Consider the following 24,435-nt stretch of genomic DNA (forward strand, 5'->3'; position numbering starts at 1 on the left):
GGCAAAGTTTCGTGACGCCAAAGCACGCCGGCGCCCGCCGAGGTTCATTTGTAGAACTCGCTGCCGGCGACCCGGTAGCTGAGAACTTCGCCGTCGCACAAGCGGGCGCTGGCCGGCTGGCCGACGCTGGCGGTGAGCCGGCGTTTCCCCGGATTGCTGTCCAGGCAGGCAGCACGCCTGCCATCGCACGTCATGCCGAGGTAATGAGAAGATGCGCCGGCCTCCAGATAGAAACCGCGGTCGTACTCGCGCCCCCGGCCGGCGACGTCGATGATCTCTTTTCCCGGCGCCAGACAGGCTTGGCGCCATGCTTCGTGCGCCGTCTCCGATTCGTTGACGGAATAGAGGATGACGGCCAGCGGGATAAACGCCACAGCAAGCAAGGCCCAGACAGTCCGCGCCGAAATTCGCTCGGATCGCGGCACCGGGGGATTGTCCGCTTGGTGATCAGTCATGGCGCAACGGCGCCGGCTCCAACCAGGATCAGATGCACCCGGCAAGGCCCGTGCGCGCCGAGGACGATGGTTTGCTCGATATCGCCGGTCCGTGAAGGCCCGGAGATGAAATTGACGGCGCGCGGCAGGCTGCCGCGTTCGGCGCGGAGGAGCGCGAAGGCGTCTTCCATAGTTGCCACGATACGCGAAACATCGACCAGCGCGATATGCGTTTCCGGCAACAGGCTGACCGTCGCCGGCGTTTCCGGGCCGGAGAGCAGCATCAGGGTGCCGGTTTCGGCGACGCCACAGAAGCAGCCGGAGATGCCCACCAGATCGGCATCTTCAGCCGCCCTTGCGGCGACCTGCAAAGCGCTGGAGGCCCAATCCAGGCAGGCGACATCCGAGGTCACCACGGCCTGCTGCCCGATGCCGTGCGCGGCCAGGTAAGCCGCCACCGCCGCCGGCGCATCTTCCCGTCGGGCCACGACCGCGACGGTGCTCGACAGGCTTTCCGCCTTGAGCCGGAAGCGTTCGGCCAGATTGCCGGCCATGCTCGGTTGCGGCCCGCGTCCGGCATTCGCCAGCGACGCTACGGCGGCGGCCCGGCGCCCGGCAAAATCGTCCTTGGCAACGCCGTGTCGGACGCGGCCGAGGATTTCGTCTTTGGCGCTCATGCGACCCGATTCCTTGGCGCGCCGGCGACAAAGGCCTCGATGTTGTCGATCAGCTGATCGGCCAGCGTCTGCATGGCCGGTCGGCTGGACCAGGCGACGTGCGGCGTCAGCAGGAAATTGGGCAGGGCCAGCAAGGTCGGATCGACCATCGGATGCCCGGCAGGCGGCGGTTCGGCGGTAAGCACATCGAAGCCGGCGCCGGCAATCCAGCCTTCCTTGAGCGCCCGAACCAGGGCCGCTTCATCGACAATGCCGCCGCGCGCCGTGTTGATCAGCAAGGCAGAACGTTTCATCGCGCGCAATTCCGGCTCGGCGATCAGGCCAGTGGTTTCCGCTGTCAGCGGGCAATGCAGGCTGATCGCATCGGCCTCGGCCAGCACCTCGGCAAACGCCGTGTAGCCGGGTCGAACGGCCATCGCGCCCTTGCGCTCGGCGCGCAGCACGCACATGCCGAAGGCTTCGGCCAGGCGAGCCACGCCATTGCCCAGCGTGCCACTGCCGATCAGCCCCAGCGTTGCACCATGCAGATCGCGGATCGGATGGTCGAACAGACAGAACTGTTCAGCCCGCTGCCAGCCGCCGGCCTGCAGGGTTTCCCGCCAGGCGATCAGGTTGCGCGAGAGGGCAAGCAGCAGCGCCATGACGTGTTCCGGCACGGTGTGTTCGGCGTAACCGCGGATGTTGGAAACGACGATGCCGCGCGCCCGACAGGCGTCGAGATCGACGTTATTGGTCCCGGTGGCCGACACGGCAATCATTTTCAGGTCAGGCAAGGCATCGATGGCTGCCGCATTGATCGCCACCTTGTTGGTGATGGCAATCGCTGCCCCGGCCAGACGCTCGACAACCTGCCCCGGCGAGGTCTTCGCGTATTCGACCCGGTCATGGGCGAAAGGCGGCCGCCGAACTTCGGCGATCAGCGATTCGCCTTCGAGCTGGACGATACGCAACATCAGGCCGCTTTCATTTCAAACGGGGTACCGGCCGCCTCGGCAATCGCCCCGACTTGCACGCCCAGCGCGGCATGGCCGCTATAAATCAGGCGATCGACGCCGCCGGCGCACAAACCTTCAATCGCCGCGGCATCGCCCTGCATCAGGTTGAGCACGCCGGCCGGCCATTCGGCGCGAGCCGAGAGTTCGCACAGCGCATAGACGGCCGACGGCGCCTTCGGGCTCGGTTTGACGACCACGGTCGCCCCCGCCATCAGTGCCGGCGCAATAGCTTCGGCAAAATTGGCCAGCGGCCGGGAATCGTCAAGGACCACGCCAAGCACGCCGGTCTGGCCGACCAAAGCGCCTTGCAGCGCAGCCACCGCTTCGCCCACCTCGGCCGTTGCCCGGGCCTCGTCAAAACCGCATTCCTGGACCAGCAGCTTGGCGAAATGTCCGGTGTAGCGATCCAGCGCCTCGGCCAGATTGGCCAGGCAATGGCGCCGGGCCGGCATGCCCATCATCGCCCACTCGGGCTGCGCTGCCTGAGCGGCCTTTACCGCCTCGGCCGCCTCGCTGGCGCCGCACAGCGGCACCCGACGAATCGCTTCACCGGTGGCCGGATTGGTCACGGTAAAAAAGGAATCGGTGACCGTCAAAAAGGCGTGGCCGTTGATCCAAAGCGGAATGGCCATCGGGCCGTCAGGGGCTAATTCCATGTTCAAGCTCTCTTTCTTGCTGCGTAAAGTTCGTGAAAGGTTTGGCCACCGGCAACCGGCAGATCGCGTCCAGCGGTCCACTCCGGCGCCAGGCCAAGAATCCGGATACGGCCCTCGCCATCGGCCAGCCAGCTCAGGTAGCGCGCCGCGCGGCGGGTCAGCCAGCGATAAAGCAGCGGCTTGCCGGCGATCCAGGCCCAGGTTTTCAAGGCCAGACGCTCCGACCACGGGCGCAAGCCGCGTTCAACCTGCTCCTCGCGCAGACGGTGCATCAAGGTCGGCAAAGGAATCCTGACCGGACAGACGCTGCCGCACTGGTTGCAGCCGGTCGAAGCATGCGGCAAGTCGAGGGCGTTCTCGATGCCGGTATAAAGCGGCGTCAGCACCGAGCCCATCGGCCCGGGATAAACCCAACCGTAGGCGTGGCCACCGAGCGAAAAATACACCGGGCAATGGTTCATGCAGGCGCCACAGCGGATGCAGCGCAGCATGTCCTGATAGGCCGAGCCGAGCAAATTGGCCCGACCGTTGTCGACCAGGATGAAGACCGTCTTGTCCGGACCATCCTGGTCGCCCGGCTGTTTGGTGCCGGTCAGCAGCGAGACGTAATTGGAAATGCTCTGCCCGGTCGCCGAACGTGGCAGCAGGCGCATCAGGGTCGCAAAATCCTCCAGCGTCGGGACGATTTTCTCGATGCCGGTGACCACGACATGCACCTTGGGCAGCGTCGTCACCATGCGGCCATTGCCTTCATTGGTGACCAGCGCGGCCGTACCGGTTTCGGCAATCAGGAAATTGGCACCGGAGATGCCCATCTCGGCCGTCAGGAAGTGCTGGCGCAATACGGCGCGTGCCTCCTGGGTCATCGCCGGAATATCGGCCGAAGTCCGCGTTTCGATCGGCCGGCCATGCTCCTTGGCAAACAGCGCTTCGACTTCTTCGATGGTCTTGTGCACGGCCGGCGCGATGATGTGCGACGGCGTCTCGCCGGCCAGCTGCACGATGTACTCGCCCAGATCGGTCTCGACCGGCCGGATGCCGGCTGCCGCCAGCGCCTCGTTCAGATGCGCCTCTTCCGACAGCATGGACTTCGATTTGGCCGCCTTGGTCACGCCATGGCGACGGGCAATGTCGACGACCAACTGGCTGACTTCATCGCCATCGCGTGCCCACAGCACTTCGGCGCCCGTTGCCTTGGCCCGCTCCTCGAAAATATCCAGCCAGACATCGAGATCAGCCAGCGTTCGATTGCGGATGCCTTCGCAGGTCGTGCGCAACAACTCGAAGTCGAGACCATCGTCGGCCAGCGCCGCGACACCCTTGGCCCGCTTGCCGACGAACAGCGGCTTGGCTTTCTGCAGGGCACGTTGCAGTACCGGATTTCGCACCTTCTCGCCAGCCCGCGCCTGGAAATGCATGGCCTGCGAATGTTTGACGGCCGACATCAGGAATCGCCCCCGCCGGCCAGCACTTCGGCGATGTGCAGGACGCGGGTCGTTTCATCACCGCGCCGACGCAGGCGACCCTCGATATTCATCAGGCACCCGAGATCGCCGCCAACGACGGCATCCGCCCCGGCCGCCGCAATCGAATCGCACTTGCGATCGACGATCCTGGTCGATACGTCGCCGAACTTGACCGAGAAGGCGCCGCCGAAACCGCAGCACTCCTCACAATCGGTCATTTCCTTCAACGACAGGCCATTCACCTTCATCAACAATTCGCGCGGTTGCCGCTTGATGCCCAGGCCACGCAGCCCCTTGCAGGAATCGTGATAGGTCACCGAGCCATCGAACTCGGCGAGCGCCGATGGCAACTTCAGCACATCGGCGAGAAAGGTCGTCAGCTCATAAGTCCGCTCGGCAATGGCCCGCGAACGCGGCCCCCAATGTGCATCAGCAGCAAACAGCTGGGGATAGACATTGCGGATCTGGTCGGTGCAGGAGCCGGAGGGAATCACCACATAATCGTAGCCCTCCAGTTCGGCAATCGCCTTCTTGGCCAGATCGGCCGCAAGCACCTTGTTTCCGGCACTCCAGGCTGGCTGGCCACAGCAGGTCTGGCCTTCCGGCACGACGACTGCACAGCCGGCAGACTCCAGCAGGCGCAAGGCTGCGAAGCCCACGGATGGGCGCATCAGGTCGACCAGACAGGTAACGTACAAGGCTAAGCGCATGCTAATATTGCGGCGCACAAGAAAATGAAGTGGCTAATGCTACTCAAACCACACCAATAAAGGAATCCAGTTGTCCGAAGCTGCCAGCGGGTCCGCGAAAGCGCCCGGCTCAATTCAGGTCATCGAGCGCATGATGTCGCTGCTCGATGCCCTCGCCGCGTCTCCGGAAGCTGCAAGCCTGAAACAACTGGCCCAGGCCACCGAACTCCATCCTTCGACAGCGCACCGCATTCTGGCAGCGATGTGCAATGCGCGCTTTGTCGAACGTCAAGATGCCGGCACTTATCGCCTCGGCATCCGCCTGCTCGAACTGGGTGGCATCGTCAAATCCCGGATCAACATGCGCGAGGTTGCCCTTCCTTTCATGCAGGAACTGCATGAAAAGATCGGTGAAGCAATCAATCTTGGCGCCCGCCACGACGACGATATCGTTTATCTCGAACGGACCTCGTCCGGCCGCGCCCTCGTTCGTGTCGTCTATCTCGTCGGTGGCCGCGCCCCGCTGCACCTGACCTCGCTCGGCAAGCTGTTCCTGGCCGCCGAGAGCCAGCAAAAAGTTCGTGACTACGCCAAGCGTACCGGCCTGCCCGGCAAGACGCCGCACTCGCTGACCACCCTGACCGCACTCGAGAAAGAGCTCGACAAGGTGCGCCGGCATGGCGTTGCCTATGACGACGAAGAAGCCGAAATGGGCCTGAAATGCGTCGCCGCCCCGATCTACGACCACGACGGCGAAGTCGTTGCCGCTCTGTCCGTTTCCGCCCCGGCCGACCGGCACGATCCCGACTGGGCTCGCCAGGTCAAGCAAACGGCCGACGCCGTCTCCCACACCCTCGGCTACACCGGCCAAAAAAGATAAAGGCCGCTCGCGGCGGCCTTTGACTTGCTTCGTTCAGGCAATTACGCCGGGCGGCGCGATCCAGATCCCAGACCGGCACTTTCCATCCAGCGCTTGATCCGGTTGGCATCACCAACCCGGGTCATTTTGCCGTTCGAATCGAGCAGCACAATCACGACCGGCTTGTCGGCCACGCGGGCCTGCATCACCAGACAACGCCCGGCTTCGGAAATATAACCGGTCTTCGAAACACCAATTTCCCAGTTGTCGTTGCGGACCAGCGCGTTGGTATTGTGGAAGTCGCGGATGCGTCCGTTCAGTTCCACCCTGGCTTCCGCCGTCGTCGAATACTGGCGGATTTCCGGGTAGCGCGCGGCAGCCGCCACCATGCGGGCCAGATCGTGCGCGGTCGAGACGTTATTGCTCGACAGACCGGTCGGTTCTTCAAATCGCGAGTTGTACATGCCCAAGGCTTGCGCCTTCTTGTTCATTGCTTGGACAAAAGCGGGCAGGCCGCCAGGGTAATGCCGACCCAGGGAGTTGGCCGCGCGATTTTCCGACGACATCAACGCCAGCAGCATCGCTGCCTCGCGGGTCATGGTTGTGCCAACCGGCAAGCGCGAACGTGTCCCTTTCAAGCCATCGACGTCTGCATCGCCAATGGCGATGAGTTCCTGCAGGTCGAGCTTGGCATCCAGAACGACCATGGCGGTCATCAGCTTGGAAATGGAGGCGATCGGCACCACCAGATCTGGCTGTTTTTCGATCATGGCCTGACCGGTGGTCTGATCGATGACCAGCGCCGAGGCCGAATAGAGCGCCAGACGACTCGGATCGGCATCCATGTCCATCATCGAGGCGTGACGAATCGGCTTTGCGGCAGGCCTGGCGGAATGGGCGACAACGGTTTTCCCGGTGTGACGGGACTGGGCTGCAGCTTTCCCGGTCGGCGCTGCCTTGGCAACTGATTTCGTCGCTTGTTTGCCAGCCGACTTGGCGGCCAGGGGGGCCTTGCTCGCCGCCTTTGCCGTTCCTTTTTTCGCGACCTGCTGCTCGGACTTCTTTGCCGTCGCAGCTGCAACGGGGGCTTGCATGCCAACGCCCAACAAGGCGCCGACCAACAAGGCGGCCTTCAGTTTATGTTTCATTTACTATCTCCTGCCAACATCGGGCAAAGTTTACCTTACTTTAGCAGGAGATATGGAAATATCAATAAAAAATAGATAGATACAACAACAACTTAAAGCAGTTGGTCACACCGCATCGACAACGGTCAGTGCAGTCATATTGACGATGCGGCGAACGGTTGCCGTCGGCGTCAGGATATTGACCGGCTTGGCGGCCCCGAGCAGGATCGGACCAATAGTCAGGTTATCCCCGGCCGCTACCTTCAGCAGGTTGAAGGAGATATTAGCCGCATCCAGCGTCGGCATGATCAGCAGATTGGCCTGCCCCTTGAGACGAGAATTCGGGAAGGCCGCCTGACGAATACGCTCATCCAGTGCGGCATCGCCGTGCATTTCGCCCTCGACTTCCAGATCCGGCGCCCGCCGGTTCAACAGGGCCAGGACATCGCGCATCTTGACCGAGGTTGGCGTGTCTTCGGTTCCGAAAGTGGAGTGAGAAAGCAGCGCCACCTTTGGCACGATACCGAAATTGCGGATTTCTTCTGCGGCCAGCAAAGTCATGTCAGCCAACTGTTCGGCGCTCGGGTCGTAGTTGACGTAGGTATCGCCGATGAACACGGTGCGCTCCGGCAACATCAGCAGGTTCATCGCATAGTAACGATCATGGTCGGCCCGGGTGCCGATCACGCTTTGCACATATTCACGATGCGTCTCATGACGCCCGAAGGTACCGCAAATCAAACCGTCGGCGTAACCCAGACGAACCATCAGCGCGCCATAGAGCGTGTTGCGACGACGCACTTCGCGCCGCGCATAGTCCGGCGAGACCCCTTTACGCTCCATCAAGCCGTGGTAAGTCGTCCAGAATTCCTCGTAGTGCTCGTCGAAGAAAGCGGAATTATCGGAGTGCACCACCTCGAAATCCTCGCCTTCACGAATGCGCAGTCCGGCGGCTTCGATCCGGCGGTTGATTTCGGCATGGCGACCAATCAGGATCGGCTTGGCAATGCCTTCATCACGAACCACCTGCACGGCACGCAGCACGCGCTCGTCCTCGCCTTCGGCAAAGACGATGCGCTTCGGCGCCATCTTGGCCTGCGAGAAGACCGGCTTCATGATCATGCCGGAGTGATAGACAAACTCGTTCAAGCCCTGGATATAGGCGTCCCAGTCCTTGATCGGTCGAGTCGCGACACCAGAATCCATGCCCGCCTTGGCGACCGCCGGGGCGATCTTGACGATCAGGCGCGGGTCAAACGGATTCGGAATCAGGTATTCGGGACCAAAGCTGGCGACTTTCTCACCATAGGCGCGAGCTGCCACTTCCGATTGCTCGGCGCGGGCCAGTTCGGCAATCGCCTTGACGGCGGCCATTTTCATTTCCTCGGTAATCGTCGTCGCGCCGACATCGAGGGCGCCGCGGAAAATGAAGGGGAAGCACAGGACGTTATTGACCTGATTGGGGTAATCAGAACGGCCGGTGCAGATGATGGCGTCGCTGCGGACGCTCTTGACCAGTTCCGGCGTGATTTCCGGCGTCGGATTGGCCAGCGCCATGATCAGTGGGTTGGCTGCCATCTTGGCCACCATCTCTGGCTTCAACACGCCACCTGCCGACAGGCCGAGGAAAACATCGGCATCGGCGATCACTTCGCCGAGCGTCCGGGAATCCGTGACCTTGGCGTAGCGCGCCTTGATTTCGTCCATTTCTTCGACGCGGCCTTCATAGACTAGGCCCTTGATATCGGTCACCCAGATATTGCTCGGCGGCGCGCCGAGCATGACCAGCAGGTCGAGACAAGCCAGCGCCGCAGCACCGGCACCGGAGGTGACGATCTTGACCTTGGACAAGTCCTTGCCGATCAGGTGCAGGCCATTCAGGATGGCCGCGCCGACGACAATTGCCGTACCGTGCTGGTCATCGTGGAAAACGGGAATCTTCATGCGTTCGCGCAGCTTCTTCTCGATGTAGAAGCACTCGGGGGCCTTGATGTCTTCCAGATTGATGCCGCCAAAAGTCGGCTCGAGCGAGGCGATGGTGTCGATCAGCTTGTCCGGGTCGCGCTCTTCGATTTCGATATCGAAGACGTCGATGTTGGCGAACTTCTTGAACAGCACGCCCTTGCCTTCCATGACCGGCTTGGCAGCGAGCGGACCGATCGCACCGAGGCCAAGGACGGCCGTACCGTTAGTGATGACGCCAACTAGGTTGGCCCGGGAAGTCAGCGTGCTCGCTTCGCGCGGATCGGCGACGATTTCTTCGCAGGCAAAGGCGACGCCCGGCGAATAAGCCATCGACAGGTCGTACTGATTGGTCAGTTGCTTGATTGGGGTCACCGCAATCTTGCCCGGCTTGGGCTCGCGGTGATAGTAGAGAGCTGCTTCGCGTAATTGCCGTGAATCCATGTCGCCTCCGTTTTATATCGTGAAATGCCATCTCGAATCGCGGAAAATCATACCATGCAACAGCTCATTCAAGCCCCTCGGGTATCACTTAGAGGCACAAAGTCAAGTAGATGTTTACCCTGAGTTGATGCATAATTACGGGCTTCCCAGCCGACGGCCCCTCGCCGCTCTAAGTCTTGGTGGCAGCTCCCGGCGACTGGCGTGAAACCTAGCTATTTCAGTAACTTAGAGAGAGACATCGCCATGACCGCACCGCTGAATGCACCTGATTACGTCAAACACGAAGGCCTGAAGAAATGGGTCGCCGAGATTGCCGCCCTGACCCAGCCGGACCGTATCCACTGGGCCGACGGTTCGCAGGAAGAGTATGACCGCCTGTGCGCGGAAATGGTAGAGGCCGGCACGCTGATCAAGCTGAACGAAGCCAAGCGCCCGAATTCCTTCCTCGCCTTCTCCGATCCGTCCGACGTAGCCCGTGTCGAAGACCGCACCTATATCTGCTCCGAGAACAAAGAAGACGCCGGCCCGACCAATAACTGGGAAGCCCCGGCCAAGATGCGCGAAACGATGAACAGCATCTTCAAGGGCTGCATGAAGGGCCGTACGATGTACGTCATCCCCTTCTCCATGGGGCCGCTCGGCTCGCCGATCGCCCACATCGGTTTCGAAATCACCGACTCCGCCTACGTCGTCGTCAACATGCGCACCATGACCCGCATGGGCAAGGCCGTCTTCGACGTCCTTGGCACCAATGGCGAATTTGTGCCCTGTATCCACACCGTCGGCGCCCCGCTCGAGCCGGGCCAGCAGGATGCCAAGTGGCCATGCAACCCGACCGTCAAGTACATCGTGCATTACCCGGAAACCCGTGAAATCTGGTCGTACGGTTCCGGCTACGGCGGCAACGCCCTGCTTGGCAAGAAGTGCTTTGCCCTGCGTATCGCCTCCAACATGGCCCGCGATCAGGGTTGGCTGGCCGAACACATGCTCATCCTCGGCGTCGAATCGCCGGAAGGTGAAAAGAGCTACGTTGCAGCCGCTTTCCCGTCGGCCTGCGGCAAGACCAACTTCGCCATGCTGATCCCGCCGAAGACGCTCGACGGCTGGAAGATCACCACCATCGGCGACGACATCGCCTGGATCAAGCCGCGCGTCGACAAAGATGGCGTCACCCGCTTCTACGCCATCAACCCGGAAGCCGGTTTCTTCGGCGTCGCTCCGGGCACCTCGGAAAAGACCAACTTCAACGCGCTGGCCACGTTGAAGGAAAACATCATCTTCACCAACGTCGCGCTGACCGACGACGGCGACGTGTGGTGGGAAGGCCTGACCAAGCAGGCGCCGGATCACCTGATCGACTGGCAAGGTAACGACTGGACGCCGGAAGACGGCAAAGCCGGCAAGAAGGCCGCCCACGCCAACTCCCGCTTCACCGCCCCGGCCAACCAGTGCCCGTCGGTTGACGAAGCCTGGGAAGACCCGGCCGGCGTGCCGATTTCCGCCTTCATCTTCGGCGGCCGTCGCGCCACCACCGTGCCGCTGGTGTACGAAGCTTTCAACTGGAACTACGGCGTCTACATGGCCGCCACTCTCGGCTCCGAAACCACTGCTGCCGCCTTCGGTCAGCAGGGCGTTGTCCGCCGCGACCCGTTCGCCATGCTGCCGTTCTGCGGCTACCACATGGGCGATTACTTCAACCATTGGCTGAAGATGGGCAAGACCGTTGATGCCGCCCCGAAGATCTTCTGCGTGAATTGGTTCCGCATGAACGAAAAGGGCGAATTCATGTGGCCGGGCTTCGGCGACAACATGCGCGTCCTGAAGTGGATCGTTCAGCGTTGCAAGGGCAAGGTTGCCGCCAAGGAAACCGCGCTGGGCTGGATGCCGCAATTCGAAGACATCGACTGGACTGGTCTGGACATCAACAAGGCAGAATTCAACAGCCTGACCAACATCGATGCCGATGCCTGGAAATCCGAACTGGCCGGCCACAAGGAGTGGTTCGACAAGATGGGTGAAAAGCTGCCGCGCGAATTCACCCTGAAGCGCGAACTGTTCGAAATGGCACTGTTCAAGAACGCTGATTAATTTCTGTTCTTGCTATGATCGACGGCCACCTCGGGGTGGCCGTTTTACTTTGGAGAACCACATGTACCGCCCCGCCCAACGCCTCGCAGATATCGAGCCCTTCCACGTCGTCGAATTGCTGACTCGGGCTCGACAGCTGGAAGCCGAGGGGCGCGACATCATTCACATGGAAGTGGGCGAGCCTGACTTCCCGACACCTGAGCTTATCGCCAACGCGGCGATCAATGCGATCAAAAGCGGGAAAACCCTCTACACCCAGGCCCTCGGTCTGCCCGAATTGCGCGAGGCAATCAGCCAGTTTTATCGCGAACGCTACGGAGTTGCCGTTCCGGCCTCACGCATTGCCGTCACCAACGGGGCTTCCGGGGCGCTGAACCTGGCCTTCGCCTGCCTGGCCGACCCGGGCAGCGAATGGCTGCTGACCGATCCCGGCTACCCGTGCAACCGGCACATTTTGCGGGCTTTCGAAGGGCGACCACAGAACATCCCGGTCGGCCCGGACACCAACTTCCAGCCGACACCGGAACTGCTGCGCCGGCACTGGAAGCCGAGCACCGTGGGTTTGCTGGTTGCCTCTCCGGCCAACCCGACCGGCACCTTGCTCACGCTCCCGGAGATCACCGGGCTGGCAGATGTCTGTCGTGAAAAGAACGGCCATTTTTTGGTCGACGAGATTTACCACGGGTTGACCTACGAGATTGAAGCGCCCACGGCATGTGCTGCCGGCGAAGATATCTGGGTCATCAACAGCTTCTCAAAATATTTCCAGATGACTGGTTGGCGCCTCGGCTGGATGGTCATTCCAGAAGCCTATGTCCGCGATGTCGAAAAGTTGGCCCAGAACCTCACCCTCTGCCCCTCGACGCCAGCCCAGCATGCGGCACTGGCAGCCTTCGAGCCTGACACCATCGCCATCCTCGAAAGTCGGCGCAGCGAATTCCGTCGCCGCCGAGACTTCCTTGCCCCGGCGCTGGAGGCAATCGGCTTCCGCATCACGGCCCGCCCCGAAGGCGCGTTCTATCTGTATTGCGATTGCTCGGTGCTGGCCGATGACAGCTTCGCGCTGGCCAAGGATCTGCTGGAGAAGACAGGGGTCGCTGCCACCCCTGGCCTTGACTTTGGCAGCAACCAGCCCGAGAAGCACATCCGCTTCGCCTACACCACCGGCGTTGAGCGGCTGGCCGAGGCAGTGGAACGCCTAAGCCGCTATTTCGGCCGGTAGTTCCAGCCCCGGGTAGCGTGAACGCAGGGCCACCCAGTCGAAATAAGGCCCCGGATCGGTCTTGCGTCCAGAGGCAATATGGCAATGGCCGGCGATGGCCATAATCGGATAGTGCGCACGCAAGGCGTCCAGCAAGCCCCACAACGAGGTGTATTGCTCAGCGGTATAGGGCTGGCTATCCGAGCCTTCCAGCTCGATGCCCACCGAGTAATCGTTGCAGTTGTTACGCTCGCACCAGCAGGACTGCCCGGCATGCCAGGCACGCCGGTCGCAGCCGACAAACTGAATGACTCGGCCATTCCGCCGGACATAGAAATGCGCGGATACCTGCAAGTCGGCAATGGTCGAAAAATAAGGGTGCGCGTCAGGATTCAGCCGATTGAGGAAGAAGTCCTCGACCCAGTTACCCCCGAATTCATCGGGCGGGAGACTGATGTTGTGAATCACGACCAGAGATACTGCCTCCCCGGCCGGTCGCTCGCTAAAATTCGGCGACGGCAGCCAGTCAGCCCCCTCCAGCCAGCCGTCCGCCTGCCACGCCATCACTCGATGCCCAGACGCTCAAGCCGGTAGCGCATGGAGCGGAAGGTCACGCCAAGCAGACGGGCCGCCGCCGTACGGTTCCCCTCGGCCTTCTGCAAGGCTTCCAGAATGGCCTGACGCTCGAGGCGATTCAGATATTCATCCAGAGTTTCGCTGCCCCGCCCCGGCGCTTCACCACCCGGCATTTCCTCGGGACCAAGATGCAGGTCGTCGACTTCGATGGTATCGCCAGCGCAAAGGGCCGTTGCTCGCTCCAGGATGTTTTCCAGCTCGCGCACGTTGCCCGGAAAGGAATAGAACTCCAGCGCTTTCAGCGCGCCGTTTGAGAGTTTTGGCGTAGCCTCCCCGAAAACTCGCCGCAGGATGGCATCAACCAGCGGGGCAATATCCTCCAGGCGTTCGCGCAAGGGCGGCATGCGGAGTTCAATCACGTTCAGCCGGTAATACAAGTCCTGCCGGAAGCCGCCCTTTTCGACCAGATCGCGCAGATTACGATGGGTCGCACAGATGATCCGGACGTCTACCGGCTCTTCGGCCACACTACCCACCTTGCGCACCCGTTTTTCCTGAATGGCACGCAGCAGCTTGACCTGCATGGCCAGCGGCAGATCAGCCACTTCGTCGAGGAACAGCGTACCCCCGTTGGCGGCCTGGAAAAATCCCTCGCGCTCACTATCGGCGCCGGTAAATGCCCCTTTCCGATAACCGAAGAATTCGCTTTCCATCAGGTTTTCCGGAATCGCCCCGCAGTTAACCGGAACGAAGGGCCCTGCCGCTCGAGCGCTGCGGCTATGGATCAATCGGGCACCCAACTCCTTGCCGCTGCCGGACTCGCCGGAAATGTAGATCGGCGCCTGGCTGCGCGCCAGCTTCTCGATCATCGCCCGTACCTGCTGCATGCTCGGGGAGTCGCCAATCAGCGATTGCAGGGGATCTTCATCGTCCCCCTGCCCGCCGCCTGGCAAACGTAAGGCAGACTTGATCAGCGCGCGTAGTTGCTCAAGCCCGACCGGCTTGGCCAGATAGTCGAAAGCCCCCGCCTTCAAGGCGGCGACGGCATTTCCAGCGCTGCCATAGGCGGTAATGACAGCTACCGGCGTTTGGGGGTAATGCTCGGTGATGAGGCGAACGATTTCCAGCCCCTCGCCATCCGGCAGGCGCATATCGGTCAGGCAGAGCTGAAAATCATCGGCCTCAAGCGCGGCTTTCGCCTCAGCCACCGAACCCACACACTCGGTGGCCAGGCCCATGCGAGCCAAGGTTAAATCGATCAGTTCACGGATATCGGGCTCGTCATCAACAACGAGAACCCGGCTTAATTCGCCGCGCGGACGCCGTTCGGTTCTGACAACTGACACGTATCGTTTCTCCCTGCCACAATGAAATGCGCCCCGGAACCCGAGGCCATCAATTCCAAGCTCGCACCGTTGGTTGCACAAAGCTCACGGGCGATGAACAACCCCAGGCCAGTCCCCTGAGTATGCGTCGTAAAAAATGGCTCAAAAATCTGTTCGCGCACGGTTTCCGGAACCCCCGGACCATCATCGATCACATGCAATTCTACCCGTCCCTCACCTTGGGCGCCGAGCACCTCGATCCGTACCGCTCCTGGTCCCTTGGTCGAATGACGCAGCGCGTTGCTGACCAGATTCCACAAGATCTGGTGCAGATGGGAGCGATCAAAACAGATGTTCTGTGGCCCAGATGCCTTGAGCAAGACGATATCCGGAGACAAATTCTCCGTTGCCAAAAAGTGTTCGACAAAATTCGCGCAGAACTCGCCCACCTGCAACAATTCAGGCTCGGCGCGATTCTGCCGCCCCAACTCCAGAATATCGCGCACGATCCGGTCAAGCCGGATCACGTTATCGTTAAGAATACGCAGCAGACGTTCCTGCATTTCACCACGGCGCTCCTCGCGCAACAGCTCGCCGGCATGGCCAATCGCTGACAGCGGGTTGCGTATCTCGTGGGCAATACTTGCCGTCAAGCGGCCCAGCGAGGCCAGCTTCAACTGCTGGGCGTGCTCCTTGATCCGCCCGACATCCTCAAGGAAGACCAGCACCTCGCCATCCGAACTTGGTGTCCGCTCGAAACGGGCACGCAAATCCCGGCCTTCGGCACCGCAAAAAAGAAGTCCGTCTTCATTGCCTCCGGACTCCCAAACCTGAAGTGCGCCGGCCAATTCCGGAGCGCAACTGGCCAGAAGCACCGCCTGATCGTCCGAAGACAAGCCAAGCATATTTTTGGCTACGGGATTGCAGCGACTCAGCACGCCCTCCTTGGCAATGATCAGCACGCCGTCCTGCATCCGCTCGACGATGCGCTGGCTGATGCGAATCTGGTTATCCAGCGCTACCCCGCGCCGGCGGGCCAGATCTTCATTGACCATCACCCGCTGGCCCAACAGACGCGCAAGGATGGCCGTGGCAAAGAAGCCCGCCGAGATGAAGCCGGCCTGAACGATCGAGGCCTGATCAAACCCCTGGGCCACTATCCCGTAGGACTGCACCAGCAGCACAGCCACAGTCGCCACCGCCGCATAGAACAAGACCAGACGCCCGCGCCCCACCAGGCTGGCCGCCGCCAGCGAGACTAGCAGCAACACACTCAATCCACTACTGACGCCACCCGCCAGGTACATCAGCGAACAGACGATAGCAATATCCACCATCATCTGGGCAGACAATTGCCGATTGAATCCATGCTGCCAATGGGTCGCCAGCACTAGCCCGGCAATCGTCGCCACCATGTAGGCCCCCGTCAGGCCAAACAGCAACAGCGACGGCATCAAATTCAGGCGAGCAGTCCACTCATGAGGAAAGAGGATCGCCAGGCAAAACAATCCGGCCAAAACGAGGCGATAAAGATTGAAATACTGGAAGGAGCGCCAGTTAGCCTCCCAGGTGGAGGAGAGCCAATCCGACATCAGCGCCCCGTGGACCGGGATGCCGCCCGATGCGCTTCACAGCAATAGATCCGGCCGTCTTCGATGAGCCCCTCGCTCTCTGGCAAATGCACGCCGCAATGGACGCAAGTCACCATCTTTTCCTCAGTCGGAACGCGCCGTGTCGACGATGGTTTCGAATCCACCGACACCTTGCGCTTGGACCAAATCCACCAGACCACACCCAGAAACGCGAACAACAGCAGGTATTTCATCATTCATTCCAGAAACAAAATATTTACGGAGACGCCGTAATTTTTCTGCCGGTTATTGCCAGCCCAAGTTGAATTGAGCATACCACCAAGACCAGGGTGGGCAGAACAAGCGGCGCTTGATCAGCCGACGAAGTCCAACCAGGCACCGCACACAAGCCGAGGGGAAGCGAGACCCAAAAATTGGGGGAAACACCGAAAATCTTGAGGTTTTAACCTGAGCCAAGCAATCGCTTGGCGAACTGAGAGATTCGAGTTTTTGACAAAAATGACGTGCGTCAAATTAATAATCATTCTCATTTGATATAATTTCAGCAGTTGCTTATTTAATTCAGGCAAGCCAGCCATCGCAAGCCAGCCTTCACTCTCTGGAGTTTGAAATGGACTTGCCTCGCCTCAATCCTTTGGCGTTTGCCCTGTTGGTCGCTTTTTCCTCGGCAAACGCTCAGGAAACCGCCCTTTCCCCGGTTAACGTGACCGCCAAGGGCTACGCAACCACCGATCTGGAAACACCCATTTCGACGACCGCCTTGGACCAGGCGGAAATATCCCGGCGCGGCGGACAAAATCTGGGTGACGCCCTGCGTGGCAAACCGGGAATTGCTGTCGCCAACGACGGCGCCCAAGGACAGAACCCGGTCATCCGCGGGCTGAGCAAGGAAAGCATGGTGCTGCTGGTCGACGGCGTGCGCTTCAATTCGGCACAGCCGGCCGGCGCCATTGCATCGTTCATGTCGCTGGGCATGGCCGAGCGGGTCGAGGTGGTCAAGGGCGGGTCGTCGGTGCTGTACGGAACGGGTGCGCTGGGCGGGGCGATCAATGTGCTGTTGCCGCAGGCCCGTTTCGTCCCCGGCATCGGCGTCGAAGCCGGCGCTTCCTTCGATTCGGCCAGCAAGGGCCTGCGTGGCACGGCGGTGATGAATGCCAGCAGCGGTGACCATGCGCTGATGCTCGGCGCCTCGCTGGCCCGCATCGAAGACTACAAATCTCCCGAAGGCACGGTCAGTCGCACCGGCTACGACTCCGACAGCTTCATTGGCCAGTACCGCTTCCGCATCGATGCCCAGCAGCAATTGCGCGTTTCGGCCCAGCTGCACAAGGATGAGGACGTCTGGTATCCCGGCTCGACGCGATGGATCAACGCAAGCAACAAGGCGCTCGGGACCAATGTGGTTCATTCGCCGGAGCAGGAGCGCCGTCTGTACGAACTCGGATACAACCGCAAGGGAACTGGCGAGCAGCCGGTTAACATCGATCTGCGCGTCTACCGTCAGGAAATGGAACGCACGATTTTCAGCTGGGCCAACAATTACAACCGCGACATGGTGGTCAACCGCGTCACCTTCCAGACCGATGGCTTCGACGCCAAGGCAGATTGGCTGGTACACCCGCAGCACCTGCTGTCCTTCGGCATCAACGCCTGGGAAATGAGTGGCGATCCGGATCGTTACCTGTCGCAAACGCCGCCGTTTACCACGCTGGCATCGAACAACCCGTTCCGGAACGCCAAGATCACCGCCATTGGCGCTTACGTGCAGGATGACATGCGTTTCGGCAAGCTCAACATTCTGGCCGGCCTGCGCTACGACACCGTCAAATCCACGGCAGAACGCATGGGCAATCGCACGACCGGCCTGGACAACGATGACAACGCCTTTTCCGGCAGCCTGGGCGCCATCTACGAGGCGAGCCCGCTGCTCCGCCCGTATGCCAACTATGCCCGAGCCTTCCGCGCTCCCGGCATGCGCGAGCGTTACGAATCCGGCCTGCGCGGCGATGGCTACGTCTATGCCGGCAGCCCGGAAGTCGAGGCCGAGAAAGCCGACCAGTTCGAGTTGGGCCTGAAAGGCGCCAACAGCCAGTTCGTCTATCAGGTGGCCGGGTATTACAACCGCATCGAAAATTACCTGACCGGCCAGGTGCTGTCCGGGGCTGCCGCAACGGCGGCCTGTCCTACTGCTCCGACCAACTGCAAAAAGACGGTCAACCTCGGCAGCGCGACAATCAAGGGCATCGAAGCCAGCGCGCGCTGGCAGTTCGTCAACGGCCATTGGCTGACGGCCGGTTACTCGATGCTGCGCGGCACCAACGACGATCTTGACGAACCGCTGTTCCAGATGCCGGCCGACGAGATTTCTCTGGGCTGGCTGGGCAACGTGCTGCCCGGCGTCAAGGGTGACTTAACGCTTCGCCTGGTCGACCGTCAGGATCGCGTCGCGACGCAATTCACCAGGGGAGCTGAGAACACGACGGCGGGCTTCGTCACTGCCGACCTCGGCGCCACCTGGCAGTTCGCAAAAAACCAGAGCCTGCGCTTTGCCGTAAAAAACCTGGCTGACAAGACCTACCACGAGCACCTGACCGAAGGCGTTTCCGGTTGGGAAATCAAGTCGCCCGGCCGTTCGTTCCAACTGGCCTGGCGTGGCAGTTTCTAACCTGGAGAGCCTGAGCCTGTGATCCCGCCCCTGTTCCTGTTCCGCTTCCTTTCCCTGCTCGCACTGGGCTGGCTGGCGCTGCTGACGCCGGCCCATGCCGACAAACTTCCCAAGCTGATCCTGGCCGGCCCACCCGCTGCCGTATCGACGCCGCTGATCCACATGATGGAAACAGGGGCGCTCAAGGATGTCGCCGACAGCGTCGAGTTCGTCGTCTGGAAGGATCCGGATCAGTTGCGGGTGCTGGCGCTGGGCGGCAAGGCGGATTTCGTCGCCATGCCGAGCAATGTCGCGGCCAACCTGTACAACCGGGGCGTTGGGCTGAAACTGCTCAACGTGTCGACCTGGGGCGTGCTGTGGCTGGTGTCGCGTGACGCCAAGGCGAAAACGCTGGCTGATTTTCGCGGCAAGGAAATCGCCATGCCCTTCCGGGCCGACATGCCGGACATCGTCTTCGGCCTGATCGCCGAAAAGCAGGGGCTGGACCCGAAAAAGGACTTCGCCCTGCGCTACGTCGCTTCGCCGCTCGATGCCATGCAGCTGCTGATTACCCGGCGCGTCGATCACGCCTTGCTCGCCGAACCGGCTGTGTCGATGGCCCTGCGCAAAACCAAGTCCTTCCCGGTCAGCCTCATCGCGCCGGAACTCCACCGCAGTGTCGACCTGCAACAGGAATGGGGCCGTCTTTACGGGCGCGAGACCCGCATTCCGCAGGCCGGCATTACGGTCATCGGCAAGGCCGTGGCGGATGAAGCCCTGCAGGCCAAGGTGATGGCCGCCCACGATGCCTCGCTGCATTGGTGCCAGAAGAACGCCTTGCAGTGCGGCGAGATGGTGGCCAAGCGCATCGACCTGCTGACGCCGCAAGCGGTGGCCGATTCGCTGGCCGTCAGCCAGATGCGGGCGGTCAGCGGCTGGGCGGCGCGCGGCGAGCTGGAATTCTTCTTCAACCAACTGCTCGCCAAAAACCCGGCGCTGGTCGGCGGCAAGCTGCCCGACGAGCGCTTTTACGGCAATCCGGTCCGCCCTTGAAAGCCCCGGCATTTTCCGAGCTGGTGCGCCGTAACCGCGCGCTGGACTGGCTGGCCGCCACCGGGAACTACCTGTGGAGCGGCTGGGGTTCGCTGGCCAGCCTGTTCATTTTTCTCGCCGTCTGGGAGTTGACCGCACAAAGCCTCGGTTCGCTGATCCTGCCGACGCCGCGCGAAGCCTTCGCCACCCTCGGCCAGTTGTTGCAGGATGGCTCGGCGCGCGACGACATCCTGATCACCGCCCGCCGCGCCCTGCTCGGCTTCGGTTTGGCGCTGACCCTGGGCAGCCTGCTCGGGCTGCTCGCCGGCATCTCGATGACCGCCTCGATGATGGCGCGCCCGCTGGTCACCCTGCTCGTCGGCATGCCGCCGATCGCCTGGCTGATCCTCGCCCTGCTGTGGTTCGGCGCCGGCGATGGGACGCCTGTGTTTACCGTGTTCATCGCCTGCTTCCCGATCATTTTCGTTGGCGCCATGCAGGGCACCCGGACGCTGGACGGCCAGTTGAAGGAAGTTGCCCGCATGTTCCAGTTGCCGCTGTGGATGAAATTCACCGACGTCTACCTGCCGCACATCGTCTCCTACCTGTTCCCGGCCTGGATCACGGCGCTCGGCACCTCATGGAAGGTCGTCGTCATGGCCGAACTGCTGTCCACCACCGACGGTATCGGCGCCGCTCTGGCCGTAACGCGCAGCCATCTCGACACGGCCGCTTCGATGGCCTGGATCGTTGCGTTGGTCGGCAGCCTGCTTGCCGTCGAATACTTGTTGCTCGAACCGATCAAGCGCCGGGTCGAATCCTGGCGGGAGTTTGCATCATCAAATCCCTGAGCATTTCGCGGCTGTCCCATCGCTTCGGCTACCAGCGGGTCCTTGAAGACATCGACCTGAGCGTCGCGGCCGGCGAAGCGGTGGCGCTGGTCGGCCCCTCCGGCTGCGGCAAGACGACGCTGCTCAACCTGGCGGCCGGCCTGCTCGAGCCGTGGGAGGGTTGCATCGACTGCCACTTCGAGCGACCGGCCATGATGTTCCAGCAACCGCGCCTGCTACCCTGGAAGCGCACCCGCGACAACATCGCCCTCGGCCTCAAGGCCGCCGGCCAGTCGCGCGCCGCCCGCCACGCTACGGCCAGCGCGCTGGCGCTGAAGATGGGCCTGACCGCCGACGATCTCGACAAATACCCGAGCGCCTTGTCCGGCGGCATGCAGAGCCGTGCCGCGCTGGCCCGCGCCTTCGCCGTCCAGCCTGACCTGCTGCTGCTGGACGAAGCCTTCTCGGCCCTCGACATCGGCCTGAAAAGCGAGTTGTACCAGTTGCTCGCCAGCGAGCGCGTGGCCAGCGGCTGTGCCGTGTTGATGATCACCCACGACCTGATGGAAGCGATCCGCCTGGCCGACCGCATCCTGGTCATGGCCGGCAGCCCCGGGCGCATCGTCGCCGAGCACGCCATCGCGACGCCGCTTGCCAAGCGCGACGAGGACTGGGTCTTCGCCCGCACCGCCGAGTTCATCCGCTGGCCGGACATCCGCGCCGCCTTTGCCTTGCCGGAGCGCGCATGAATTTCATTTTTGGCCGTTTTTTCCGGTTCACCGCGCCCCGAAGGAAGCACCCTTTGGGTGTGGGAATCTGGATTTGCCCCTTCCGGCCCTTCTTCCTGCTCACCGCCACCCATGGCGCGCTCGCCATCGCCTGGTGGGTCGGCCTGCTGGCCGGAATTCTGCCGCTGCCCGAGGTCGCCGGCGGCCCGGTCGTCTGGCACGCCCATGAACTGCTCTTCGGTTTCGCAACCGCCTCCATCGCCGGCTTCCTGCTCACCGCCGTGCCGGAATTCACCGGCACCGCGCCGATTCCGCGCCGTCGCCTGAAACTGTTGGTCGCCATCTGGCTGGCCGGGCGCATCGCCTTCGCGCAGTCCGGCACGCTCGGCGTTCTCCCCGCTGCCACCTTCGATCTCGGCCTGCTGGCGCTACTGCTGGCCGCCGTTGCCAAACCGCTCTGGCAACAACCAAGCCGGCGCCACCTTGCCTTTTTCCACACCCTGCTCGCTCTCGGCATCGTTCATGCCGGCTTCTACCTCGCCCTGCATCGCGGCGGCGATGCAATGCCCTGGCTGCGGCTGAGCATCGGCCTGCTGATGATCCTCATCGTCGTCGCCCTGTCGCGCATCTCGATGCGCCTGGTCAATGACGTGCTCGAAACCCAGGGCGGCTTCGCCGCGCCTTACATGGCCCGGCCACCGAGGCGCAATCTGGCCATCGTCGCCATTGCCGCCTACAGCCTCGGCGCACTCCTGATCCCCGGCAACGCCGTCACCGGCTGGCTCGCCCTGGCCGCGGCCGCCGCTATCTTCAACCTGCTCAACGACTGGCACGTCGGCCGGGCGCTGGGCCAGCGCTGGGTACTCATTCCCTACCTGGTCTATTGGTGCATGGCGCTCGGCTACGCCACCATCGGCTGGGGCCAGCTCGCCGACAGCCCGTTGACCAGCGCCGGCGAACACCTGCTGCTGGTCGGCGCCCTCGGCCTGTCGGTGCTTATCGTCATGGCCGTCGCCGGCCGCATGCACAGCGGCTGGGGCCTCGATCACCGGCGCTGGCTACCGTTCACCGCCAGCCTGCTGGTGGCCGCTGCGCTGCTTCGCGCCGCCGCTGGCTGGCCGGCAACAGCCGCTTTTCTCACGCCCCTGCTGCATACAGCCGCCCTGCTCTGGCTACTGGCCTGGAGCGTCTATCTCTTCTTCTCCTGGCAGAATCTTGCCGGGCCACGGCCGGACGGCGGACAAGGCTGCGACGAGCCGAGCTGACCAGCAGGAGATGCAGCAGCTTGTTGGAGCCATTCAACTCCCCGACTATTGCAAGAAAAAAGGTGCGGGCCAGTCGGTTCGGATAACCAAAAAACAGCGGAAGTTCACATCAACGCCTGTCACTCGACCCATCACCGGCCGTCCCGCCAGCATCATCGTTTGCAGTACCAATCAGCGCCAGCAATCCTCCGGCGAGACTGACGCGCCAATGTTCGTAGCCATGGGCCGCGGCGTATTCCCGGTGGCTCACGGCGTAGCCTTTGGCTTGCAGTACGTCGCGCAGATGCCGCGTGGTGTCGCGGATTCCCGCCTGGCCGTCGCGGCCGAATTCGAACAGGCCAGCTTCCAGATGCAGACGCAGGGGCTGGCGTGGCGCCGTGGCGAAACGCTGCGTGAGCCATTCAGCGGGGCGTGAATACGTGTCGGAATCTTCCCAGCCCGGCGCCCACCAGAAGGAGCCAGACTGGCTATATACGTTGCCGAACAGTTCCGGATGGGAAAAGCCGGCCCAGGCGGCGGCCAATCCGCCGTAGCTGGCCCCGGTGACGACGGTGCGTTCGGCCGGTGCATGGATGCCCTGCGCCTTGGCCCAGGGCATCAGCTCCTCGGCGAGGAAGCAGGCGAAGTCTTCGTTGGGCGGCAGCTCCTTGCTGCGCGTCTCGTTGCTCGGGTTGGCGATGAAAACTGCCGCCGTGGACGGCAGGCGCCCCTCGGCGATCAGGTTGTCAAGAAGGATCGGGGTGGGCACTTCCCGCGTATAGCTCTCGCCGTCGAAGAGCACGATCAGGGCGTTACCCGCCGCGCCCGGACGCCAGCCGGCGGGACGGTAGAGGTGGATGTCACGGGTGTTGCCGAGGATGCGGCTTGCCAGGCGCCGGGCTTCCAGCGTGCCGGCGCTTACACCGGGGCGCGGCGCATTCCATTCCGCGCCCGGGGCGGCGGGCAGTTCCAAGAGGGAATAGCCGTCGTAACGGTCCAGCGGCTTGTCCGGAACGCTCTTGGGATTGAACGGATCGCGCTGGGCGGTGGCAAGGATGGCGCGGCGGCGGACATGGGATGGGGCATCCAGCTCCGGCATGTCCGGCGCCAGACGGTAGGCCAATAGCGTGCTGTCCGGCAAACGGTAGCTGCGGTACCAGATGTCGGTGCCGGCGAGATGGCGCAATTCGTCATGATCCGCCGAGGGGCCGCCGAACAGGCGCACGCTGCGCTCGGTGCCGCGCCAGAGAAAGGTCACGAGGCGCTCGCGCCCAGTGAGCGCGGGCATCACGCCCGTGCTTTCGATCAGCGGTGCGCCAACACGCTCGATCTCACGCCAGAACACTTCCGTGTCGCCGCTTTCCTGCAGCAGGGCGCGCAGGCGCGGACTCTCCGGTATATCGGCGGGGCGTGCCTGCCCGGCAAGGGATACCCGCTGCAGTATCTCCAGGCGGTAGTCGCCCGCCGCCGGTGCGCGCACGTCGAGGCGGTAGGGGCCTGCTTTGCCGGCGACGAACATGAATTCCTCGACATCGCGCCGGCCCTTGGCCAGCACCCGCACTCGCTGGCCCTGCCGGTCCACCAGCACGAGACGCATGCCGGGGCCGGTGAGGCGACCTTGCACGTAGTCGCCCGCTTCGGTGTCGATCGTGTGTTGGTGACTGCTCTTCGCGTCGAGCTGGCCGGTGAAGCTTGCCAACGGCTCGGCCGCCAGGTTCGCCGTAGCCACCCCCAGCACAAGGGCTGCCATGACACGAAGAATGTGGAGCAAGGGAGTATTCATGCGCTTTTTCCAGTTAGCCAGGCAATTGCCCAAGCCGCTATTAACAATGAGAACAATTCTCATTATAATTGCAAACGAGTGTA

Annotated in this window: 21 protein-coding genes; 8 read left to right on the forward strand and 13 right to left on the reverse strand. The window is 62.4% G+C overall.

Features of this window, described 5'->3' with window-relative positions; genetic code table 11:
* Positions 1–44: 44 nt before the first annotated feature.
* Genes KI617_RS16050 through KI617_RS16075 form a run of 6 tightly spaced genes read right to left on the reverse strand, consistent with a single transcriptional unit; the run spans position 45 to position 4,938 of the window.
* The gene (locus KI617_RS16050; RefSeq protein ID WP_226447958.1) at positions 45–455 is read right to left on the reverse strand and encodes a hypothetical protein; all 411 of its coding nucleotides are present in this window, start codon (positions 453–455) and stop codon (positions 45–47) included.
* On the reverse strand, positions 452–1,111 hold the full coding sequence (locus KI617_RS16055) for a LutC/YkgG family protein (RefSeq protein ID WP_226447960.1): 660 nt from the start codon (positions 1,109–1,111) through the stop codon (positions 452–454). Before KI617_RS16055 ends, KI617_RS16050 begins: the two co-directional genes overlap by 4 nt.
* Positions 1,108–2,064, reverse strand: a complete 957-nt coding sequence (locus KI617_RS16060; protein ID WP_226447962.1) for a D-2-hydroxyacid dehydrogenase — start codon at positions 2,062–2,064, stop codon at positions 1,108–1,110. The genes KI617_RS16055 and KI617_RS16060 overlap by 4 nt, the downstream gene beginning before the upstream one ends.
* Positions 2,064–2,762 carry an aldehyde dehydrogenase family protein gene (locus tag KI617_RS16065; protein WP_226447964.1) on the reverse strand — a complete coding sequence of 233 codons (699 nt, stop codon included), beginning with the start codon at positions 2,760–2,762 and terminating at the stop codon, positions 2,064–2,066. Before KI617_RS16065 ends, KI617_RS16060 begins: the two co-directional genes overlap by 1 nt.
* 2 nt (positions 2,763–2,764) lie before the next feature.
* Positions 2,765–4,207 carry a lactate utilization protein B gene (locus KI617_RS16070; protein ID WP_226447966.1) on the reverse strand — a complete coding sequence of 481 codons (1,443 nt, stop codon included), beginning with the start codon at positions 4,205–4,207 and terminating at the stop codon, positions 2,765–2,767.
* Positions 4,207–4,938 (reverse strand): (Fe-S)-binding protein, encoded by a 732-nt coding sequence (locus tag KI617_RS16075; protein WP_226447967.1) that lies wholly within the window; start codon positions 4,936–4,938, stop codon positions 4,207–4,209. Before KI617_RS16075 ends, KI617_RS16070 begins: the two co-directional genes overlap by 1 nt.
* 130 nt (positions 4,939–5,068) lie before the next feature.
* On the opposite strand from KI617_RS16075, the gene KI617_RS16080 reads away from it, so the two are divergent.
* Positions 5,069–5,797, forward strand: a complete 729-nt coding sequence (locus tag KI617_RS16080) for an IclR family transcriptional regulator (protein ID WP_226451898.1) — start codon at positions 5,069–5,071, stop codon at positions 5,795–5,797.
* A 41-nt stretch (positions 5,798–5,838) separates the two neighbouring features.
* Here KI617_RS16080 and pbpG read toward each other — a convergent pair whose 3' ends face one another.
* Together pbpG and KI617_RS16090 are read right to left on the reverse strand one after the other, a co-directional pair.
* The gene (gene pbpG, locus KI617_RS16085) at positions 5,839–6,924 is read right to left on the reverse strand and encodes a D-alanyl-D-alanine endopeptidase (RefSeq protein ID WP_226447969.1); all 1,086 of its coding nucleotides are present in this window, start codon (positions 6,922–6,924) and stop codon (positions 5,839–5,841) included.
* Between the two features lie 105 nt (positions 6,925–7,029).
* Positions 7,030–9,309: an NADP-dependent malic enzyme gene (locus tag KI617_RS16090; protein ID WP_226447971.1), complete on the reverse strand. Its 2,280-nt coding sequence runs from the start codon at positions 9,307–9,309 to the stop codon at positions 7,030–7,032.
* Positions 9,310–9,552: 243 nt separating this feature from the next.
* On the opposite strand from KI617_RS16090, the gene KI617_RS16095 reads away from it, so the two are divergent.
* Entirely contained in the window at positions 9,553–11,397 is a 1,845-nt protein-coding gene (locus tag KI617_RS16095; protein WP_226447973.1) for a phosphoenolpyruvate carboxykinase (GTP), read from the forward strand.
* A 61-nt stretch (positions 11,398–11,458) separates the two neighbouring features.
* The gene (locus KI617_RS16100) at positions 11,459–12,619 is read left to right on the forward strand and encodes a pyridoxal phosphate-dependent aminotransferase (RefSeq protein WP_226447975.1); all 1,161 of its coding nucleotides are present in this window, start codon (positions 11,459–11,461) and stop codon (positions 12,617–12,619) included.
* Here the strand turns inward: KI617_RS16100 and ampD are convergent.
* The 4 genes from ampD to KI617_RS16120 are packed head-to-tail and all read right to left on the reverse strand — an operon-like array spanning position 12,596 to position 16,327.
* Entirely contained in the window at positions 12,596–13,162 is a 567-nt protein-coding gene (ampD, locus tag KI617_RS16105; protein WP_226447977.1) for a 1,6-anhydro-N-acetylmuramyl-L-alanine amidase AmpD, read from the reverse strand. The genes KI617_RS16100 and ampD overlap by 24 nt on opposite strands.
* Entirely contained in the window at positions 13,162–14,520 is a 1,359-nt protein-coding gene (locus tag KI617_RS16110) for a sigma-54-dependent transcriptional regulator (protein ID WP_226447979.1), read from the reverse strand. The genes ampD and KI617_RS16110 overlap by 1 nt, the downstream gene beginning before the upstream one ends.
* Positions 14,478–16,091, reverse strand: coding sequence for a two-component system sensor histidine kinase NtrB (locus KI617_RS16115; protein ID WP_226447980.1), 1,614 nt, complete (start codon positions 16,089–16,091; stop codon positions 14,478–14,480). The genes KI617_RS16110 and KI617_RS16115 overlap by 43 nt, the downstream gene beginning before the upstream one ends.
* A complete protein-coding gene (locus tag KI617_RS16120) occupies positions 16,091–16,327 on the reverse strand; it encodes a PP0621 family protein (RefSeq protein ID WP_226447982.1) in 237 nt (78 codons plus the stop codon). The genes KI617_RS16115 and KI617_RS16120 overlap by 1 nt, the downstream gene beginning before the upstream one ends.
* A 374-nt stretch (positions 16,328–16,701) precedes the next feature.
* On the opposite strand from KI617_RS16120, the gene KI617_RS16125 reads away from it, so the two are divergent.
* The 5 genes from KI617_RS16125 (at position 16,702) to KI617_RS16145 (ending at position 22,590) form a co-directional block, all read left to right on the forward strand.
* On the forward strand, positions 16,702–18,756 hold the full coding sequence (locus KI617_RS16125) for a TonB-dependent receptor (RefSeq protein WP_226447984.1): 2,055 nt from the start codon (positions 16,702–16,704) through the stop codon (positions 18,754–18,756).
* A 36-nt stretch (positions 18,757–18,792) separates the two neighbouring features.
* The gene (locus tag KI617_RS16130; protein WP_404826818.1) at positions 18,793–19,788 is read left to right on the forward strand and encodes an ABC transporter substrate-binding protein; all 996 of its coding nucleotides are present in this window, start codon (positions 18,793–18,795) and stop codon (positions 19,786–19,788) included.
* The gene (locus KI617_RS16135) at positions 19,785–20,618 is read left to right on the forward strand and encodes an ABC transporter permease (protein ID WP_404826736.1); all 834 of its coding nucleotides are present in this window, start codon (positions 19,785–19,787) and stop codon (positions 20,616–20,618) included. The genes KI617_RS16130 and KI617_RS16135 overlap by 4 nt, the downstream gene beginning before the upstream one ends.
* Positions 20,619–20,698: 80 nt before the next feature.
* On the forward strand, positions 20,699–21,346 hold the full coding sequence (locus tag KI617_RS16140) for an ABC transporter ATP-binding protein (protein ID WP_404826825.1): 648 nt from the start codon (positions 20,699–20,701) through the stop codon (positions 21,344–21,346).
* A 59-nt stretch (positions 21,347–21,405) separates the two neighbouring features.
* Entirely contained in the window at positions 21,406–22,590 is a 1,185-nt protein-coding gene (locus KI617_RS16145) for an NnrS family protein (protein WP_226447986.1), read from the forward strand.
* A 109-nt stretch (positions 22,591–22,699) separates the two neighbouring features.
* Here KI617_RS16145 and KI617_RS16150 read toward each other — a convergent pair whose 3' ends face one another.
* Complete coding sequence (locus KI617_RS16150) at positions 22,700–24,415, reverse strand: alpha/beta hydrolase-fold protein (RefSeq protein WP_226447988.1); 1,716 nt, start codon at positions 24,413–24,415, stop codon at positions 22,700–22,702.
* Between the last annotated feature and the right edge of the window lie 20 nt (positions 24,416–24,435).

Source organism: Ferribacterium limneticum (genome assembly GCF_020510625.1).
GTDB lineage: Bacteria > Pseudomonadota > Gammaproteobacteria > Burkholderiales > Rhodocyclaceae > Azonexus > Azonexus limneticus_A.